Here is a 22441-nt window from a genome sequence, read left to right as displayed (position 1 = left end):
TTATAAATTAGCATGCACATAAATTTCACCACACGATGAAGATCAAGTCAACAGCTACCATTCTATTCATCCTATTTTTATTTGGAGCGCAGGCTCAGAAAATCAAGTACAAGGATTTGTACCCTATCCTGGCTGCCAAGAACTATGAGGAGGGAGGTCCAAAACTTATCCAGTTTCTCTCTGATATCAAAAATCAGGAAGAAGCAAACGCCAATCTACAAATGGGATTGTGGCTGGAGAGTAGATTTTTAAGCTACGACGTGGTGAATGATTCGTCAAGAGTTTATCAGGTAGGCGATTCTGCAGTCTTTTATTTAGAAAAAGCAAAAGGCCAAATTGATGAGAAAGAGTTAAAGAAGAAAGATGAGTATTACCAGGCCTTTTTTAGAAGAGATTTAAGAACTGGTGAGTTTGGAATCAAGGTTTCTGATGTTCATCTGGATATAGAGAAGAAAGTAGAAGCCATTGAGACCAGAATAGCTGACGTCAAAGAAATGCATAGAAAGGTTGTCCGAGTGGAGAATAACCAGTCGGAAGCGATGGAGTCTTACAAAGCACTGACAACTCAATTTGCAGTATACAGTAATATGCTTATTGGAGCAGATCAAGCTGTACAAGAGATTATTTCAAAAATTGAGGAGAGTGGAACACTTGGAATGGAAAATGCAAAAAGTGTACAAGAGCTAGCCGTAAAGCTTGGCTCAGACAAGTATAGCCAGGATCCCATGTTGAAAAGCATAGATCAGTTTGGAGTTGATGGCATGAATGCAGCAAACTTAAGGTCGGGTCCAATAGAGATATGGAACTTTCAATCTTGGGCAAGTGAAGCCAGATCAGAGATATTAGGAGGAGTGGCGCTTTTCAAAACCATGGTGAAGAACCATGCAGATGAACTAAGATCACAGAAAGAGAAAGTGAAGAAAAGTCAATCAGAAGATATCAGCGATTTTCCAGATAACTTAAAAGAGCAGTTTGCAAAATATGACCCTGAATCTACCGTAGAAAAATTGTTAAAAATCGAAATGTATGAAGCTCGAATTATCAAGCAGGTAGATTTACAACTGAATCCTTCGCTAATGGATTCATCACTCATTGGTTCACAATTGGAAATCTATGAAGCAGCTTTCGCAGATGCAAAAGAGATGAATGTTTTGGTGGAGTCCATTACTTCAGAGGACCTTGAGATCTCGAAGAAAAAATATACCGACTATATCGAAAGTTTCTTTCAGACGTACGTTACAGCGTCAAAGTATGTCTTGGAAATGCAGAATTGGTCCCGAAGACATGTCAAGTGGCTTGGAGATGCAGTTGAATTTTGGTCTGAGAAAAATCAATGGGGGATTGATGCTGAAAACGAAGAAGTGGTATACCCACTATTTGTACAAGATTCACCAGAAAGTGGCTTGATGACCATGAACGTCCCTGTAAAAAGCCCAGAAGAAGTAGTTGCATATGGAGCTGACCTGAATGCCAAGAAAGGATTCATCGCCTCATTTGGTCCTGATAGAATTGTGAAGTGGAAACTCGAATTTGATTTACCTGGAGTAGAGGCAGTCAACTATGCAAGTGATTCGATTCCTACCATTGCCGGATCCGAAAGCTTTTACATATACAATTCATCTATTCAGGAAAATAATTTCGTCGTTGTAAGCTATACCCCAGATGGGCGGCTTAACTGGGGCACGGTCGTTTCTATCAATAAAGAGCCAGTAGACTTTAAGTTTGATGACCTAACGCAGGAACTTACCATTCTGCTGTATCCGGAAGAACAGCTCCCGCTTGACTCTGACGAACTTGGGTATGTGGTGATTGATAGAACCGGAAATGCGAGATAAGGTATTTACACTTCTCATTTTTCTTTGCCTTGTTTCGTGCTCTGAAGAAGATCTTCCAGATGGATTGTACGATTATCAGGTTGAACGACTTCTGAGTGGTCAGTCAGGTACTAAGATGTGGAGTCAACAGGTTAATTCTACAAATTGCTCAGATTCTGTTTTTTTACTTTTCGTGTCGAGTAGTGATTCACTTGATATTTCTAGAATTGTAAGAAGTGTTGGATGTGCTTCATTTGATACCACCCTAATTGGTAGAGCAAATGCCGCAAGTGTTGAGGGAATAGATTTGTTTTCTGATTCCTTAATATTCAGTTCAGGAAGCCATTGGATTGTTAATGGTATTACCTCACAGCAAATGCAGTTGACAATGGACGTTGAAAGCCTTAATTACCTCGTAGAATAGACGATAGAATAGTTAGTATGAAAATTTCTTCATTTCTTGGATGATATTGTATTGATCATCGAAATGTTTGCTTTCGTTTGAAATAATTGCAGAAATTTGCTACTGATACTATCAACCAACTATCATCAAATGCTGCGCTTTCAACTAGTTACAATCTGTATGGTGTGTCTTTGCGCTTTTTCCAAAGCACAAACCACTGTCGTTTCCTACGATTTTAATGATTCAGACCAAGGGTGGTCCGCAACCTCCAATACCAATGGAGATTGGGCCAGAGGAGTTGATATTTTTAGCGCAGGTGCAAATGATTCCTATTGGTATACCTCTCCTTCTAACTACAATGATGATGCTATAATCGTATTGGAGAGCCCGCTCATTGACCTCACGGGTGAAATTGATTTGTTATTTTCCTTTCGCATAAGGCATAGTACAGAAGCCACCTACGACGGCTTTCAGGTAGAGTACAGTTCCAATGGAGGAGTTGATTGGACAGATCTTGGCGCCAATGGTGAAGGCGTAAATTGGTACAATGATGCCGATGTGAGTGCACTTACAGATACAGATGGATGGTCTGGTGATAACCTGGACTGGCAAACAGCTCAAATAGGCCTGCCTGTAGCCTTGGAGAATAATGCAAATGCGATGATTCGCGTGAGGTTCCAAAGTGATTTTTCCGTGCAAGATGAAGGTGTGGCTTTCGATGATGTGGTGATCACCTCAGGTTTTGAGATGGAAGTTTCTGGAAATGGTCAGGAAATCACAAACGCTGATGCAAGTCCGTCTTTCAAGGACTTTACAGATTTCGGAAATGTAGACGTCACTTCAGGTACGCGTTCCAAATCATATGCAATAACTAATATCGGAGGGGGAACATTGACACTGAATGGGGCTACCTCAGTTTCACTGAGCGGTACAAATGCGGCCGATTTCAGTATCACAAGCCAGCCTGGAGCAACGACTTTAGATGCCGTTGAATCCACAACTTTTACCATAGAATTTGATCCCTCCGGTTCTGATGTCCGAGTTGCCACCGTGTCAATCGACAGTGATGATGCAGATGAAGATCCATACACTTTTGATATTCAGGGAACAGGAGTAAATGCCGTCTTGGTACATGATTTTAATTCTACTGACGATGGATGGACTGTTGCAACGGCTACCAATGGAAACTGGTCCAGGGGAACTGGAACATTAAGTACCGGAGCAGATGGATCTTACTGGCACACCACTCCCAACGGAACTTATAATAACGATGCTGTTTTGACCATTGAAAGTCCGACCATTGATCTCACTGGGGAATCTGACCTTTCATTGTACATGGACATACGCTACGATACCGAGGTAGATTATGATGGATTTAAAGTGGAGTACAGTGATGATGGAGGTACAAGCTGGTTTGATCTAGGCACGGTAGGAGGTGGAGTAGGATGGTACAATGAGACCGATGTTGATGCGTTTGCGAACGATGAAGATGGCTGGGCTGGAGATAATACAGCCTGGGAAGCGGCACAGATTGGACTTCCAGTCGCAATTGAAAATATTTCCAATGCACAGTTCCGCGTACTCTTTGAGAGCGATGGCTCTGTTACTGGTACAGGTGTAGCATTTGACAACTTCATGGTTTATACTGGATTTCCGGAAATTTACATTGAGTCCAATGATGTAGAAATTGTTGACGGGCAGACAGCTACAGATGCTTTGGCCAATACAGATTTTCGAAGTGTAGATGTTACATCAGGTACCCGATCTAAAACATACACCATTACCAATATAGGAGCTGCTACGCTCAGCCTGACAGGAGCTACTCCTGTCACAATTAGTGGGGCCGCTTCGGCGGATTACACGGTGACTAGCCAGCCGGCAGCTAGCCTTGCTGGATTTGAATCTACCACTTTCATCATTGAATTTGATCCTTCAGCCTCGGGAACACGAAATGCAACCGTATCAATTGCAAGTGATGATGTAGATGAAGATCCTTTTACCTTCAATATTACCGGAAACGGTGACAATGCAATTATTTTTCATGACTTTGATAGTGGCACTGAAGGGTGGACTGTCACCTCAAACACGAATGGCGATTGGTCTAGAGGGACAGGCATATTGAATACTGGTGCCGATGGATCATACTGGCACACGACCCCTGCAAGTGTATATAACAATAGTGCTGTTTTAACTTTAGAAAGCGGAACATTAGATTTAACAGGGGAGAGTTCACTCACCCTATTCATGGATGTAAGGTATGATACAGAAGATGCCTTCGATGGCTATCAGGTAGAATACAGTTCCGATGGAGGAACAACATGGTTTGATTTAGGATCCACTTCAGAAGGAATTAATTGGTACAACGATAGTGATGTTGATGCCATTGCTAACAATGCCAATGGCTGGTCCGGAGATAATTCCAACTGGGAAACTGCAGAAATTGATTTACCTCTCGCTTTAGAGAATAATGCAACAGTGCAATTTAGAGTAACCTTTGAGAGTGATGGATTTGCTACAGATGTAGGAGTGGCGTTTGACAACTTTGTGATTTTCGGAGATGTCACACCGCTACCGGTAGAGCTCTTAACATTTAGCGGACTAGCAAATGGTGACAAAATCACGCTGGACTGGACCACTGCCATAGAAATAAACAACGATTACTTTGAAGTGCAGCATTCGATTGATGGTAATGTATTTACAACAATAGATATGATTGATGGGAATGGTACGGTTAACCACCTATCGGACTATCACTATGAACATAAAAACCCTGCTTTGGGATACAATTACTATAGGCTCAAGCAAGTAGACTTTAATGGGGCCAATGAGTATCATAAAATCATTCAGGTTTACAATGATTTTTATTACAACGGAATGGATGTGACCATCTATCCTAATCCGTCGCAAAGTAGCGATGCGAAGGTGCAGATTGTATCTGGCGATGACCATACACCAATCGAACTCATGTTGATCAATCTTGATGGCAAAGTGGTACTTAAAAAAACATTTGAAGCGGCCACCAATTTGGATCAAAAAATGGATCAAAACCTAGACCTCAAAGCCGGTGTCTACATTGCCACTTTCAAGCAAGGAAATAAGGTGGTCAATAAAAGACTCATAGTGAAATAAAGGTCCTCAAAGTGTGGTTTAGCTAAATAATAGAGCAATTCCCCTCCATCGCCACTAATGGTTTGTCGAAGAATTTGACTGCTTAACATAAAAATGGGTTCTCACAGAGTATTATATGGTAGTTTGACGAAAATGTAGCATTTAGCTATAATTCTTTTGGTAATTTTCAGGTTCAAGACCTTATATACCACACATGAGAATTATCCGCTTTTTATTGCTATTGGCATTTACTGGAATTTTATCATCACTTTCTGCGCAAACCGGACCTGGGGGGGTAGACACTAGAGACGGCACTGGGGAACTAGTCATGTGGTTCATTGCTGATTCTGCTACAGTCAACGGATCTAGCGAAGTGACAGCCTGGCAAAACGAAGTATCGATAGCAGGCAATGGATTAGTTGAACTTGGCACAGGTGTAAGGCCAATTTGGGTATCATCTGCTATCAACGGTCATGCTGAAATCAGTTTCGGTGATCAAATTGATGCTTTGATCTCTTCCGCGGCTAACTTAAATTCAGCAACTTTTCCTACAAATGAAGCCACTACATTCGTGGTGACCAGACATGATAATGCATCTCAACAGTCCTCAGTATACACGACAGGAACAGCAGCAAATGGGGGTATAGGAACCAATCGTTTCACTTCTCATTTACCCTGGAATAACATTGCATACTATGATCTAGGAAATTGCTGTGGAACAGGAGATTCTCGTATACAAATAACCTACGACGCTGGCTGGGTAGGAAATTATGGGGTTTTTACATATCAGAGAGATCTTGTGGATGGAATGGAAGTCTGGCGAGATAATGCTTCGGTAGCAGGCCCATCAGGTACTCCGGCGTCTAGTTATACCTCTCATGGAAGCCAGAGATTTTACATTGGTCACTCGTCCAGTGATAACTTTCAAGGAGACATAGCAGAGATTCTTGTATTTAAAGATGCAATTAACGATGCTGAACGAACCATCGTCAATAACTACATCGCAGCGAAGTATAACTTGAATATTACGGATGATTTCTATCTTTTTCAGACGTCACATGGTGTAGATGTCATTGGGATAGGACAGGATGGTACAGATACTAAATTGGAAGCCAAGTCGGCAAACATCATTACGATAAAAGATGCTTCATCAATCGATACAGATGGAGACTTTGTTTTTGCAGGACATGACAATGGAGATGCAGCTGCATGGACAACTAGCGAACAGATTAATGGAGATACAAATCTGGAAAGAATTGCTAGAGAATGGAGGTTTGACGCAAGTGGTGACCCTGGTACAATCACAATAAGCATCGATCCAACTGACCTTCCTGCTTTCAATACTGATTTTGATTTTTATACACTTTGGATTGACGATGATGGTGACTTTACTAGTGGAGCAGTACAATATCCATTGACTCAAAATGGAGCAGAATTCGAAGCTTCTGGAATTACGGTTACAGACGGTATGTATGTGACCATTGCTGCTTACAGACCTGAAATTAACTTTACCCAAACCAGTTTTGGAGGATTAGAAACAACTACACCCGCAACTTTTGAAGTCAATGTTGATTATGCTGTAGATGCTAACATTACGGTTGATTATACGGTGTTAGGAACATGCACTGAAGATCTACCTGCTGCTGGGACTTTTACTATTTCTACTGGAAATACCACTACCACACTGGTACAAGCAATCACTTCAGGTGACGGTTTTGAGGCAGACGAGACCATTATATTGACATTAACTGGAGGATCACAATCGGCAGGAGTATTAGGAAGCTCCGCCGTGAGCACCTACACCGTGAATGACGATGGAGCAAGTGCTACAAATACCATTCAGTATGATGCACCTTTTAGCTATGGATTTGTTAAGCGATTAACGATTGATAAGGACATGATTTCAGGATCAAGTGATCTTACAGATTTTCCTTTGATGGTCAGAATTGATGGAGCTGATCTTACGGAAATAGAAGGAGATGGAATACGTGGAGATGCTTTTGATATACGTTTCACCTATGCAAACTCAGTAGAATGGTTAGAACACCAAATTGAAGTTTATGACGCTGGCAATGAATATATAGCATGGGTGAAAATTCCAGCACTTTCCGCCTCATCAGATACAGAGATCGATATCTATTATGGCAATGCTCTGGCTACTACCGATCCCTCAGTATCAACTGTTTTTAGCGGCCCGTCTTATGAAGGAGTTTGGCATTTGGGAGATGCAACTGATGGTTCATCAAATAATCATAGCGGAACGGTAAATGGTGGGGCAACACACGCAGCTGGATTTATCGGTGACGCTCTTTCTTTAGATGGATCTAATGATGATTTAAGTGTTTCAAACATATCAAGTCTAGTATTTGCTCCTACAGATAATATGACAATGTCATTGTGGTATAGAGGAACTGATACAGCAGGGGACTTTATGTCGATGATGAATCAAGCGGATGGTGCTCAAGGGTATTCCATAAGATACTTTGGAGGAGATCTCTCATACTTATTGGGAGAAGATTATTTGTCAGCTTCACGTGTTGGTCTCAGAGCTAATGCAACTGAAAATGTGAACGATGATGCATGGCACTACATCGTTGTTACGTATGATGGATCAGTTGATGCGGGAGGAATTACCATTTACAAAGATGGAGACGCCACTGCCTTTGGTTCAATTGTGGATAATACGCTTCTGAGTGGATCAGATACTGATCCTGGAACCGATTTCAGTATTGGAAGCAGAACAAATGGAGCCGGCAAGACTCAATTCCTAAGTGGGTTGGTTGATGAGGCTAGAATAGCTCGTTCAACGCTTACATCAGATTGGATTAAAACAGAATATAATAACATGACTGATGCAGGTGTTCTGATAACAACTGTGGCATCAGTAGCCACCACTGGCTTCAACATAGCGGAGTCTACTGATCAAATCAATCTAACGATTGCCTTGACAAGCGTAGATTTAACGAATGATGTTAGCGTAGATTATGCCGTGACTTCAGGATCCGCTACTAACGGGGCTGATTATACATTGGCTTCAGGAACAGCTACCATAACTTCGGGAAATTTAAGCACTGTTGTTGCCGTGGACTTGACAGATGATGCATTGGATGAGGCCGATGAAAATTTCACTGTGTCGCTCTCGAATCCATCCTCAATATCAAATGTTAGCTTGGGGGCTAACAATGAAATAGAGATCACATTGCTTGACGATGATAGTGGTCCAACCATAACTGCATCAGATACCTTGTTGTATGTAAATGAGGGATCCACGATCAATTCATGGTCGGTTGATTTAAACACCTCTTCGGGACAACCCATTATGGTTGATTATGCCGTTACTGCAATTTCGGCAACTTCAGGATTAGACTATATACTCAGTAGTGGAACACTTACCATACCTTCAGATAGTATTTCTGTTGATGTTAATTTCAACATCATTGATGATGAAACGATTGAGTCAGGAGAAACATTTGCCATTAAGCTATCAAACCCAATCAACGGCATATTGGATCTAGCGTATGATTCAATAACAGTTGTCATAAATGATAACGACAATTTTGGTATCGATGGACCAGGAGGAATTGGGGATGCTGACGGCAGTGGTACATTGGTGATGTGGATGATTGCAGATTCGGCCAACGTCTCTGGTTCTGATATAGTTTCCTGGGAAAATGAAGTGGGTATTTCCGAGTTGGATTTGACTCCACCGCTAACGGCACCAACATTAGTTTCCAATGCAAGAAATGGCCATGCAGAAATAAGTTTTGCCAATGTAAACGATGTGCTTTCGACGAGTAGCAGGTTGAGTACTGCCTATTTTCCATACAATGAGGCTTCCACATTTATTGTTACCAGACATGATAATTTGACGCAACAATCAAATACATATGGTACTTCTACCTCTCTGGGAGGAGGACTAGCCACTAACAGGTTTTCCGCGCATATGCCATGGAACGGAACCGTATATTACGATATTGGAAACTGTTGTGGGACAGACGGGAGGTCACAATTCACATATGACACAGATTGGGTTGGAGAGTATACTATTTTCTCATACACCGCAAGCAGTAGTGATGGGAAGACCGTAAGAGGAAATGCGACACAGCAGGATTTTGATGCAGGAACGGATATTTTCCAAAATCATTCAGATTATTACTTCAATTTAGGGCAGACACAAAGTTCTAATTTTCAAGGAGATATTCTGGAATATATCATGTTTACGAGCCCGCTGAACAGTGCACAAGTAATCATTATGGAGAATTACCTGGCTGCGAAATATAACCTAACACTAGATCAAAATGATTACTATGCATTCAAAACCACCCATAGTTTTGAATTAGTGGGGATTGGACAGGAAGATGCAACCAATTTTCACAATGCTGCTCAGAGTAGCCTTTTGACCATCTCGAACGCGAGTGATTTGGATGATGTTGAGTATGTGATGGTGGGACATGACAACTTGGATGTGTCAGCATGGACAACGACAGATGTACCTTCAGACTTGAGTAACATTCAACGAGTGGAGAGGGAATTCAGAGTTGATGTTACAGGATCCCCGGGAACCATCACAATCGCAATTGATAGTGATCAGTTGCCTACTTTGCCAACAGACTATACTGAATACGTTTTGCTAACAGATGCGGACGGAGTTTTTAGTTCTGGAGCTACAGTATATTCAATGACTTTAGTTGATGGAGAATTTATAGCGAATAATGTGTCCGTTAGTCAGGGAACTTATTTTACCATTGGTACTCATAGACGGACAATTGAGTTTGTTGGAAATGCTATTCAAGATTTTGAAAATACGAATAACACGATTTCACTAAGCCTTTCATTAGCTTCAGGGACAGATGTTTCAATTCCTTATACCATAACTGGTTCTGCGACAAATGGCGCAGATTATACGTTAGCTGCAAGCGGGTCTTTCACGATCAGTGCTGGGAATACCGTAGAAATAATAGATTTAGGAATTTTGAATGAGGCTGTTGAGGAAAGTGATGAAACAATTATTGTCACTTTAGGGGCGGCACCTTCAGGAACAGTGTTAGGATCTAATGCAGTGTTCACCTATACAATCAATGATGATGACATTGTCAGATCCATCAATTTTGATCACTTCAAATACTTCAAACAAGTAACAATTAATGGATCTCAAGTTACAGGGGCACATGCAGATTTTCCTGTAATGATCTCTTTTACAGATAATGATTTAAGAACAACAGGGAATGCCGGTTTCGTTGAAAATGACAATGGCTATGATATTGCGTTCTATGATTCACTAAATGGTGCGTGGTTGGACCACCAGCTTGAGTACTATGATGCTTCTACTGGAGAGGCTGTCATATGGATTAGAATACCAGCATTAGCGGCTGCTACGGATGTGGATTTGACAATGTTCTATGGCAATTCTGGAATAACATTCGATCAATCATCTTCAGATACCTGGAAGTCATCATATCAAGGGGTATGGCATATGGGAGAAGATAATTACGATGATGGTACGGCAAATGGAAGTAATGGTGTTGATCAGGGTGCTGATGATGCGGATGGCATAATAGGTCGTGGTGCTTCCTTTGATGGTATTAGTAGTGTCAAGGTAACGGATGTGAGTAATCTTTCATTTGGAGTCTCTGATAGTTACACAATATCCGCATGGTATAAAGGAACTGATGCAGCAAAAACAATAGCGGGTTTAGTTGATGATAATAGCAATGGGCAGGGATATGATCTGTATATCTCTAGTTCCAATTATTTAATCGGATGGCAAGGAGATGATTCGGGGGCTAAAAATTACATTAGAGGTTCTGCAGGAGGAGCAATCAATGATGATACATGGACATATGTCGTTGTTACCTATAATGGAACAAGTGGAATAGCCTACAGAAATGGGGCAAATGCAATGGGTTCGCAAAATGCAACTCTGACTGGGACGCTTAGCCCTAATGTAGCGTTTACCATTGGATCAAGATCCAGCGGAGCAGCGATTGCCCGGGCTATCATTGGAACAATTGACGAAGTGAGGGTTTTAAATGAAGTGCTTTCACCAGAGTGGATAGCAACTGAATATGAAAATCAAAGTAATCCGGGCACTTTTGTTACCATCAATCCAACACAAAATGCAAATGATGAATTGACCCTAGCAGAAGATATAAATGAAGTTACCGTTTCTGTAAGAGTAGATCCAGTCGATGACGCTCAAGCCACTACAGTTGATTTTGGTGATGCTGCATCTGGCACGGCAATAATTTCTGAGGATTTTATGCTAACGCCTGCCACTGTTACAATCCCTGCTGGAGAACAGCTAGGGTCATTTACTTTCAACGTGGTAAATGATTTGACCGATGAACAAGACGAGACAGCAGTTCTCAACATAAATACACCTTCTTCAAATACAAAACTTGGAACTGTAAGCGAACAAACATATACCATAACTGATGACGATAATGGTCCTGAAATTGGGTTTGTAGATACTCTTTCGGTAGCTAATGAAGGCACAAGTGTTGTAGCTATTACACTCAAATTAGGAATTGAATCAGGAAATGATGTAAGCGTTGACTATGCTGTCACAGCCGGTGATGCGATAGCCGGTACAGATTACATTGCTTTAGGTGGTACAGCCACTGTTCCAGCAGGCAGTCTTACAACTACCATCAGCTTTCAACCCATTGATGACGCAATCATTGAATCACCGGAAACAGTCGAATTGACAATTTCAAACCCTATAAATGGTACGTTGGAAACCGATTTTGATGTGCATACACTTACCATAGCCGACAATGATGATCTCGGATTTGAAGGCCCGGGCGGTGTTGGAGATGTGGAAAATGCACTAGGTGAGAACTTACTTAAGTTATGGTTGATAGCCGATTCTGTAAACTTCTCAGGTGGAAGTGTCACCAGTTGGAATAACCTCATTCAGAACGTAAGTATCGATTATGACATGGTGCCTGTGGGAACAGCTCCTGATGTAGTCGATGCAGCAGTAAATGGACATAAAGAAATTAGTTTTAACAATGTGAGTGATGCACTGGTCTCACAAGGCACATTATCTGCAGCAAGCTTTCCGGGCAATGAAATGTCCTTCTTCATAGTAGCAGAAACGGATAATTTGATTCAGGATTCTTACGCATATGCTACAGATAATAGTGAAAATGGAGCGGTGGATGCAAACAGTGTTAGTGCGTCTATACCCAATGGTTCAGGTAATGTTGAATTTGATTTGGATGGTGATAATTTCAGCACAACCTATCAGACAGGGTGGGCAGGAAGCCACAGTATTTTCACACACATTGTTTCTTCAGATACGTTCTTAGTTTACCGAAACAATGGAGTGCTTGTCAATAGAGATGATGCAAATCCTTCGTTTACGGGCCATACCGCATACAATTTTTATTTAGGAAAAAATGGAGCAGCGGATAATTTCCAGGGAGACATTGCAGAAGTAATCATGTTCAGTAGAGATGTGAATGTTGCCCAAAGCAACATTATCAATAACTACCTGGCTGCTAAATACAATCTGACCATTACAAATGACTTTTACAATTTCGAAGTATCACATGGTGTTGAAGTTGCAGGGATAGGTCAGGTAGATGCCAACAATCAGCATGTTGCTGCAAGGGCAGGAATTGTAACAATTAGCAATGCCGATGATCTTGATGACGGTGAATACGTATTGTTTGGTCATGACAATGGTGATGTTTCTTCATGGACCACAGCTGAGATTCCTGCTGCTGGTATTCAAAGAACTGCCAGGGAATGGCGGTTTGATAACACAGGAGCACCAGGTACCATCAGCATTGCGATTAGCAGCGATTTACTCCCTGCTTTACCAAATGGAGATGAAGACTACATCATTATACAAGATACAGATGGAGATTTCACTTCTGGTGCAACAGTCATTAATACAGTGCTGGTAGATGGCCAGTACAAGGCCAGTAACCTATCGATTGCATCGGGAGACTATGTTACGTTTGGCATTGCAACAAGAAATATATCATTTGACCCAATCACACTTTCTGGTTCAGAGACAGTTGCTGCAAATGCTACCATCTTATTGAGCCTTGAAAGCAGTAGCAACATCACATTGGATTATGAAATCACAGATGGCACAGCTACAGGAAGCAATGATGACTACTCACTGGCAACAACCGGACAGGTTACATTCATCGCTGGACAAACAAGTGTCAGCCTTCCACTAGGAATCATCAATGATTCAGATATTGAAAGTGATGAAACAATTGAGATTACGCTGAGTAATCCACCAGCAGGAGTAACATTATCAGATTCGGTATTCACTTATACCATCAATGATGATGATAATGGAAGAAATGTTCAATTCAATGCAGCAAGTTCATCTGGTGCAGAAAGTGTAACCAGTATTTCGCTACAAGTAGATTTGAACTTGGTCGATGCTACGAATGACACCAAAGTCTACTATTCAATTACCGACGGTACTGCTGAAGCATCTCCATCTCCGGATTACGTGTTCACTGCCGACACCTTAACAATAGCAGCTACACAAACTTCAGGAACAATAGATTTTACGATTCTGGATGACGTGTTAAGTGAAGCCACAGAGACAATCGTCGTAAGCCTGAGCAGCCCAATCAACGCCAACTTGGGAACCAATACGATGCACACCTATTCAATTACAGATAATGATGGCCTGGTTACTGTTGAATTTCAGGATGCCACTACTTCCATTGATGAGGGTGGAAGTATAGCTGAGGTAATTGTGGAACTCTCTGGTACATCTGGTCAGGACGTTCTTGTGGACTATACGGTCGGAGAAGTAACAGCAACGGGATCAGGAGTTGATTTTGCGCTGGCAAATAGCACACTGACCATCCCAGCAGGTAGTCAGCTAGGAAGTATCAATGTGGCACTTACAGATGATGGTATTGAAGAAAGTGCTGAGACATTTACCATCACGTTGAGCGGCGAAGTTGGTGCTACTTTAGGAAGTGAGGATACGCATACGGTGACTATTTCAGACAATGATGCTGAGTTTGGCTATTACGGTCCAGGAGGAGTAGGCGATGCGGAAAGCAACATGGTATGGTTAGATGCTACTGCAGTGAATGGCAAAGGCGTAGCTAATCTATCGGATGGTAGCAACGTTACCACGTGGGTGGATCGATCAGGGAATGGATTTGATTTTATAGCAATAGGAAGCGCACCTACCTTTGACGAAGATGCTTTGAATTTGAAGAATACGGTAATCATATCTTCTACAAATCAAGGATTTCAAGCACCAAGTGGCTTTAGTAATGCGCTATCCAATTATTCGTTCATTTCTGTGATGTCACAGTCAAGTGGAAACTATTTGGTGGAAACCAATACTGCTGCACGGTCAGAATTTAGGTTAAGTCAGGGAGCCAATGGACTATACTCCATCAATGACACAGACTACTTGCCAAGTCAAAGTACCAATACAGACATAACTACCTGGAGGTTCAATAGTGAGAGTGGGACAAGTGCGGAGGTATTTAGAAATGGTGCGGCTTTGCTGTCGGATAATAATTACCAAGTCATGGCTATTGACAACAATTTTGCTTTAGGTAGTAGGAATGCTGATCAGGCACAAGCAACTAGTGATTTTGCAGGGAATATTTCTGAGTTCATTATGTACCGAAATGTTATTAATGATGCCCAAAGAGTAATCATTGAAAACTACCTCGCCAATAAATATGATCTCACCATTCCAAATGATTACTACAGTTTTGAAGGTACATATGGTAATGACATTGTCGGTATTGGACAAACAAATAATGAGCAGCATTTGCAGTCTATGTCAGACAGCTTGATGATGATTAGTGGTGCAAGCGATTTGCAGAATGATGAATTCGTATTTGCAGGACATGATGGTGGCGATGACCTTACTTGGACCACTTCCGAGGCTCCTGGTGGAGGATCAAATGTCAGAAGATTGGCCAGAGAGTGGAGGGTAGATTTGACTGGTGCACCAGGCACTATCATTATAAAAATCGATACCACTCAATTGCCAACACCACCAAGTGGTTATGATCAATACGTTGTGTATACGGATGAAGACGGAGATTTTAGATCTGGAGCAACCACCTATCAGGTAGACTATTCGGCAGTCTTTGGATTCCACGTTACTGATGAAGTAGTGGTTTCTGATGGCACGTTCATTACGATTGGAGTAGGACAACCCGTGATTCAGTTTTCACTCACAGAAAATGACGGTGATGAAAATGTAACTAACCCTTCCATTGAGGTTGGATTGAACTTTACATTGGGAGAAGATGCAACCGTCAACTACGCTGCTACAGGTGGGAGCGCCACCGGCGGAAATGTTGATTATTTGCTGGCGAGTGGGACACTTACCATTACCGCAGGTCAATCTGCTGCTAATATAAGTCTGGGTGTAATCGACGACACAGATGTGGAAAGTGATGAGACAATTGAAATTACATTGACAACACCGTCTGATAACGTTGCCTTGGGCAGCAATACGGTATTTACTTACACAATTCATGATGATGACAACCCGGAGGGTAGAACCATAGACTTTGCAACCGCTGGTCCTGGTGCAGGAGATGAAGCTACTCCTAGCGTAACCTCTGTATTCGTAAATCTAAATACACCGGACGATGATGTAGCCACTACTGTTGACCTACAGGTAATAAGTAGCGGAGCGAATGCAGCTGACGAAACAGATGACTTTGTGCTAAGCACATCTACGGTTACATTCCCGGCGGATAATACAACCGTTGCCCAGTCATTTGATATTACAGTAGTTGATGATGCAATTTTTGAAGGAACTGAAGTGATTACTATTCAGCTCACCAACCCTGTAAATGCTGACCTGGGAACTGTGACAGAGTATACATTGAACATCACCGATGACGATGCACAACCGGTTGCAGGGTTTACACAAGCTTCATCTTTCATCAATGAATCCGCGGGCATTGCTGCAATGGAGGTGTCGCTTGACGCAGTTTCAGTGAACGATGTGACCATCAACTATACAGTAACTTCCACCGCTACGTCAGGTGCAGATTATACGCTTAGCAATGGGTCAGTATTAATTTTAGCAGGTTCGATGAGTGAAGATATTCAAGCGGTCATTGTAGACGATCTTGTAACAGAAGCTGCAGAGAACGTTACCGTAACACTTACCACTGGCACCAATGCTACGGTTGGAGGTACCACTGTTCACGTACTCACGATTCTTGACAATGATCAAGCGGGTAGCACAGGTCCTGGAGGAGTCGGTGATGCATCATCTAACTTGCTCTGGTTGGTGGGAGATAATTTTACTCCGGGTACATGGACAGATGTTTCTGGAAACTCCAATAATTTCACAGGGGCTGGCCCAGCTGCGGGTGGTACAGGTATCAATAGCCAAAGTACTGTAGAGTTCAATGGAGCACAATCCTTGACATTAGCAACGGCTATCAGTAGCACAGCCAGTGATTATGATGTGTTCTTCGTAACTGACGCTGATGTAGCTACAGATCAAATTCTTTTTGATGATGCTGATGGAATTTTCTTTGGAGTTGAAAATTCCAATGGAGGATTTCAGGATTCGGATGCTACATGGAAAGGAGATGAAATAGCCACTGGAACCGGCTCACCTTCCATTATTCAGTACAATCTTGAAAGTGGATCAGGTCTTGCTGCCATTTCCTTAAATGGAACAGAAGATACACCTACCGTTCCATTTGACTATACAGCTACTTCCATTGGTGGTGCGAGTACTTTAGGATCACTGACAGGAGGTGGTTCAGGATTCGACGGTGAAATGGGCGAGGTGTTGGTTTATAATAGTCCACTCAATGACGCTCAAAACATCATAGTAAATAACTACTTGTCTACACGATATAATATCACCATTCCAAATGATAATTTCGCGTTTGATGATGGAACTGCGACGAATGATTATTTCTACAACCTTATAGGAATAGGACGAACGGATGCAAATAATATTCATGTATCGGCTACCACTCAAGATTTCTTAACGATTTCCAATCCGAATAATCTGGGAGATTCAGAATACATGATGATTGCGAATGATGGTGCAGATATGTCGAGCTGGACTTTTACAGGAGCTCCTGCCAACGGAAGCACTAGAAAAGTAGCTCGAGAGTGGAGAGTAGATAATACAGGAGATGTGGGTACCATTACATTCCAAGTGGACACGACGGCTTTACCAGCCCCTCCTTCTGATGGATTTACATGGGCACTCATTGTGACATCAGATGGTGATTTCACTGATATTGATAGCACATATCCGCTAACTTCTGTCTCAGGAGATATTGTTGGAGTCGATGGATTAAGTTTCGCAGATGGTGACTATTTCTCTTTGGCTTTAATAGAATATCAGTCTACTGGAGTCAGTTCAAACTTTAGTGATCCTTTAGCATGGACGACAGGCGTCGTTCCAACTGCGGGTACAAACGCCAGAATTGTGGATGGTCATAGTTTATTCTTATCTGCCGATGCAGTTGTAGGATCATTGACGCTCGAAGGAACGGGAGCTCTTAATTTAGCTGGTTTTACACTGGATTTCTCTGGCGATTGCATTGTGCTCAATGGATCAGGTTCTGTGGATGTTAGTACACCTGGCTCTACCATTGGGTATGTGAATCCTAACGTGACAGAGCAATGTGTTACGGGCATGATTTATAACAACCTGTATACCGACGGGCCTTCTGGATCTACCAAGTACCTCACTGGGAATATCACTGTTCAGGGAGATATGAACTTGCAAAGCAGTGGTGGTGCAGGAGCAGTCTTTGACACCAGAGAATCAGGAACTGCGAATGACTATGATATCGAAATAGAAGGGGATTGGATAAGTGAAATTACCTTCCTTGCGCGAACTGGATCTGTGACATTTGATGGTACAGCTCAACAGACAATCAACACATCAGGTGGTGAAACATTCAATAACCTGACAATTAATAAGTTGGGTGCAGTTAATATGGCAGATAGTACTGTAAGTCTAGGGTCTGGTATAGCTACAAATGGCATACTGACAATGACTAGAGGCTTTGTTGATTTAAATGCCTTTGATGTGACGATCAACAATGGATCATCCATCGTTGGAGGTGACGCAGATGCGTACTTTATCGTGGATGGTGTTGGTGTGTTGAGGCATGCAATCACAGCTTTAAGCACAGCTTATGAGTTTCCTATTGGTGATAGCGATGAATATGCGCCATTTACCTTTACCCTAAACTCAGGCACGCTGAGCAGCTCGAGCGTTACCATCAACATGAGAGATGCCAAGCACACAAACATTACGGAAGATAACTTCATCACAAGGTATTGGACACTGGACAATGAAAATATCACAGGTTCTCTGGACTATGACGTATCCTATATCTATGAAAACGTAGATGTAGTGGGAGTCGAAGGATCTCTGATGGCACGCAAGTTTTCTGGAGCAGGAGATGATATTGGCGGAACCGTAGATGTCGCATTAAATACCATATCAAATGTTGGTTATGATTCGTTTTCTGACTTCACAGCTGAATCTGAACCAGTGCCACTTCCAGTTACACTTCTGTATTTCATAGGGGAAGTGACCGATTCAGGAGTACTACTGAAATGGGAAACTGCAAGTGAGATCAACAACAGTCATTTCGAAGTACTGCGGTCGTTAGATGGGGAAACATTCAGGACTGTGGGAATTATTAACGGCAATGGAAATTCGTCAACTGCCATCGAGTATTCAATGATGGATACCAAGGCTGCCTTGGGGCTGAATTATTATAAACTGAAACAAGTAGACTTTGATAACACCGAATATATGTATGAGACGATCTTAGTTGATAACAATGACGGTACAACCATGTCGGCTTATGTCTATCCAAATCCTGCACGAGAAGAAAACTTCAATGTGAGAATAATATCTGTAGATCGACACACGCCAGTAAGCATTAAGATTGTCGATTTGAGAGGTAATGTTTACTATAGTAAAACGATTGAGGATGGATCCAATTTTGACAATAAGATTTTGCCAGAGCAGAGCATGGTTGAAGGCATTTACTTCATGATAGTGACGCAAGGGGATCAGGTACAAAAAAGTAAAGTTGTCATTAAGAAATAGACAATTAATACCTATTGATAGAATTAACAATGCAGCAGGCTACAAAGCCTGCTGTTTCTGTTCGTAAGGTGTTTTCGCCAAGCGAAACAGTTTGAAAATCAGCATTCTTTGCTTTTTGTACTTCTTCCATGCTGAAATCTCCTTCAGGACCAATCAGCAGTGTTGTGGACGAATTAGCTTGGAGCTTACTTGTAATGTGTTCGTAGGAATCATCCACGTGAGCAATGAGCTTAATGTCGGTGCTCGTGTCTGATATAAATTGGTCAATTGGTGTGAGCTCATTGATTTGCAATAGGAAAGGATTGCCTGATTGCTTCATGGCACTGATGGCTTTTTTCTCCAGCCTTTCCAGCCGTAGTTTTTTGCGTTCACTGTGTTGAGTCTGAAGGAAGGTCACTTTGTCGACACCAATCTCACTCAGTTTCTCAATTAACCATTCCATGCGATCCACATTTTTAGTAGGAGCAATAGCTAAATGGATGAAGAATTTCTTTTTAGGCGCATATTTAGACTCGATTAGATCAAATACACATGATTTTTTAGAAACCTGGGTTAAAACAGCCCTATGTTTCCCTCCATTCCCGTCAAAAATAAGTATTTCATCCCCTTTTTGATGGCGAAGTACCTGAGCGCAATGCTTTGACTCCTCTTCCGAAAGCATCTTTTCACCCGTTAGAACGGATTTTTGATAAAAAATGGTCATATAGGCTAAATTTTATACTTGAAAAACAATTTTTTACGTACAAATATTAATTTTAGGTTAAAAATCAATCCGTATTGATATTGAATTGCAAAATATCAGTACTTTTGGGTATCGAATTTGTTGAAAACTATAAACCATGGCACAACTTAGACACCAAGCGCTCAATTTAGTGCAAAAAAGAAAGAAGGTAGATGTAAAAGCTCCTTCGAAACGCATCTCTGATTATTTCGGAGAAATGGCCTTCACGAAGGCTCAAATGCAGACTGCTCTTTCACCAGATGTATTTAGAAGAGTGACTGATTGCATCAAAAATCGAAAGAAAATTGACATAGAAACAGCCGATGCGGTAGCTGCTGCTGTGAAAAATTGGGCAATGGATCGAGGTGTTACCCATTATACTCACTGGTTTCAGCCACTTACGGGCGCCACAGCTGAAAAACACGATTCGTTTTTTGATCCGAGCAAAGGGATAGAAAACTTCAAAGCGGAGGCGTTGGTTCAGCAAGAACCAGATGCATCTTCATTTCCGAATGGAGGTATTCGAAGCACCTTCGAAGCACGTGGATACACCGCTTGGGATCCTTCCTCACCTATTTTCATTTACGGAAAAACACTTTGTATTCCTACCATTTTCGTAGCGTATACTGGAGAAGCACTTGATCACAAAGCTCCTTTGCTCAAAGCACTGGAAGCTGTGGATAAGGCAGCTGTTAAAGTCTGTCGTCTGTTTGATAGAAATGTAACCAAAGTGAATGCTTCGCTTGGTTGGGAGCAGGAATACTTTGTGGTTGACAAAGCCCTTTACAACGCACGCCCGGATTTAGTCATGGGCGGAAGAACACTTTTTGGGCACAACCCGGCAAGGGGGCAGCAGTTGGACGATCATTATTTTGGAACCATACCAACGAGAATTTATGATTTCATGAAAGAATATGAAATCGAATCTCATAGACTGGGTATCCCTTTAATGACCAGACACAATGAGGTTGCTCCTGCGCAATATGAAGCTGCTCCGATGTATGGTGCTGTAAATGAGGCAACAGATCATAATCAGCTTTTAAAGGATGTAATGGAAAAAGTAGCCAACAAGCACGACCTAAGGGTACTGTTCCATGAAAAACCATTTGCTGAATTGAATGGAAGTGGGAAACACAACAATTGGTCGCTGGTTACGGACACAGGTGTGAACTTGTATCAGCCAAGCAGCAGTCCGAAAGAAAACCTGCAGTTTTTAACATTCTTCGTGACTACCATAAAAGCAGTTCATGAGTATGCGGATCAGTTAAGATCCTGCATTGCATCTGCCGGAAATGATTTCAGATTAGGAGCCAATGAAGCACCTCCAGCAATCATCTCAGTATTCATAGGTTCCACGCTGACACAGGTGCTTGATAAGCTGGAGAAGTCGGGCGACATCTTAGTTGAGAAGGGAGAAAACTTATACATGAAGTTGGGTATCGATCAGATTCCTTCGATCATTTTAGACAATACGGATAGAAACAGAACTTCTCCTTTTGCATTTACAGGAAACAAATTTGAATTCCGCGCAGTAGGTTCTGATGCCAACGTTTCTGATCCTATGATGGTATTGAACACAATCATGGCAGAACAGCTGGCAGATTTTTACAAGAAAGTAAACAAATTAATGGACGGAGGTAGAGATAAGCGCCTGGCGATCATTGATGTGTTGAGAGACTATATCAAAGAGTCTAAAGCTGTTCGATTCGAAGGCGACGGGTATTCAGATGAGTGGGTGAAAGAAGCCGCTAAACGTAAGCTTTCCAATGAACCTACAACTCCTCGCGCACTTGACTTTTCGGTAACGGATAAAGCCATAAAACTTTATGAAAAACACAAGGTCATGACTAAGGTGGAAGTAGAGGCACGTCATGAAATTCGTTTGGAAAACTATGTGATGAAAGTGCAGATTGAATCTAGAATGATGGGAGATATTGCCAGTAACATGATCATCCCTACGGCAACTAAATATCAGACCAAATTAATCGAAAATGCAAAAGGTCTCAAGGACCTTGGCTTGGATGCCAATGAAATCAAAAAGACCATTGAAGAAGTATCTACCCACATCAACAATGTGAGAAGGCTGACCCACGAAATGACTGATGAACGCAGACGGATCAATCAAATTGATGACATACGAGAAAAAGCATTTGAATACTGTGATAGTGTAAAAGGCAAGTACTTCGAGCCATTGAGATATGCAGTAGACAAACTGGAACTCATGGTTGATGACGAAGATTGGCCACTCCCTAAGTACAGAGAGTTATTGTTCTTGAGATAAGAATAGTTGAAGTTTATAGAAAAGCCCAGGC

General features: G+C 41.8%; 6 protein-coding genes. 5 read left to right on the top strand and 1 reads right to left on the bottom strand.

All coding sequences use genetic code 11. The features are described 5' to 3' along the window. Positions 1-35: 35 nt before the first annotated feature. From ABJF57_RS10045 to ABJF57_RS10030, 4 genes are all read left to right on the top strand, one after another. On the top strand, positions 36-1835 hold the full coding sequence (locus ABJF57_RS10045; protein WP_462234812.1) for a hypothetical protein: 1800 nt from the start codon (positions 36-38) through the stop codon (positions 1833-1835). Further along, positions 1825-2238 (top strand): hypothetical protein, encoded by a 414-nt coding sequence (locus tag ABJF57_RS10040; protein ID WP_462234810.1) that lies wholly within the window; start codon positions 1825-1827, stop codon positions 2236-2238. Before ABJF57_RS10045 ends, ABJF57_RS10040 begins: the two co-directional genes overlap by 11 nt. A gap of 129 nt (positions 2239-2367) precedes the next feature. Next, on the top strand, positions 2368-5346 hold the full coding sequence (locus tag ABJF57_RS10035) for a choice-of-anchor D domain-containing protein (protein WP_462234808.1): 2979 nt from the start codon (positions 2368-2370) through the stop codon (positions 5344-5346). A 193-nt stretch (positions 5347-5539) separates the two neighbouring features. Further along, positions 5540-19408, top strand: coding sequence for a DUF2341 domain-containing protein (locus tag ABJF57_RS10030; RefSeq protein WP_462234806.1), 13869 nt, complete (start codon positions 5540-5542; stop codon positions 19406-19408). Positions 19409-19412: 4 nt separating this feature from the next. Here the strand turns inward: ABJF57_RS10030 and ABJF57_RS10025 are convergent, their stop codons facing one another. Continuing rightward, positions 19413-20111, bottom strand: coding sequence for a 16S rRNA (uracil(1498)-N(3))-methyltransferase (locus tag ABJF57_RS10025; protein ID WP_462234804.1), 699 nt, complete (start codon positions 20109-20111; stop codon positions 19413-19415). Positions 20112-20247: 136 nt separating this feature from the next. Between ABJF57_RS10025 and ABJF57_RS10020 the strand changes: the two genes are divergently transcribed. Next, a complete protein-coding gene (locus ABJF57_RS10020) occupies positions 20248-22410 on the top strand; it encodes a glutamine synthetase III family protein (RefSeq protein ID WP_462234802.1) in 2163 nt (720 codons plus the stop codon). The last annotated feature ends 31 nt before the right edge of the window (positions 22411-22441 follow it).

Origin of the sequence: Ekhidna sp. (assembly GCF_039940915.1) — a bacterium.
In the GTDB taxonomy this organism is placed as follows: Bacteria; Bacteroidota; Bacteroidia; order Cytophagales; family Cyclobacteriaceae; genus Ekhidna.
This window is presented reverse-complemented; position numbering and strand designations above follow the sequence as displayed.

What these genes read in the sequence shown, in the direction of transcription:
- ABJF57_RS10045 (WP_462234812.1), top strand. Translation starts at nt 36, where the DNA reads ATGAAGATCAAGTCAACAGCTACCATTCTATTCATCCTATTTTTATTT.
- ABJF57_RS10030 (WP_462234806.1), top strand. Translation starts at nt 5,540, where the DNA reads ATGAGAATTATCCGCTTTTTATTGCTATTGGCATTTACTGGAATTTTA.
- ABJF57_RS10020 (WP_462234802.1), top strand. Translation starts at nt 20,248, where the DNA reads ATGGCACAACTTAGACACCAAGCGCTCAATTTAGTGCAAAAAAGAAAG.
- ABJF57_RS10040 (WP_462234810.1), top strand. Translation starts at nt 1,825, where the DNA reads ATGCGAGATAAGGTATTTACACTTCTCATTTTTCTTTGCCTTGTTTCG.
- ABJF57_RS10035 (WP_462234808.1), top strand. Translation starts at nt 2,368, where the DNA reads ATGCTGCGCTTTCAACTAGTTACAATCTGTATGGTGTGTCTTTGCGCT.
- ABJF57_RS10025 (WP_462234804.1), bottom strand. Translation starts at nt 20,111, where the DNA reads ATGACCATTTTTTATCAAAAATCCGTTCTAACGGGTGAAAAGATGCTT.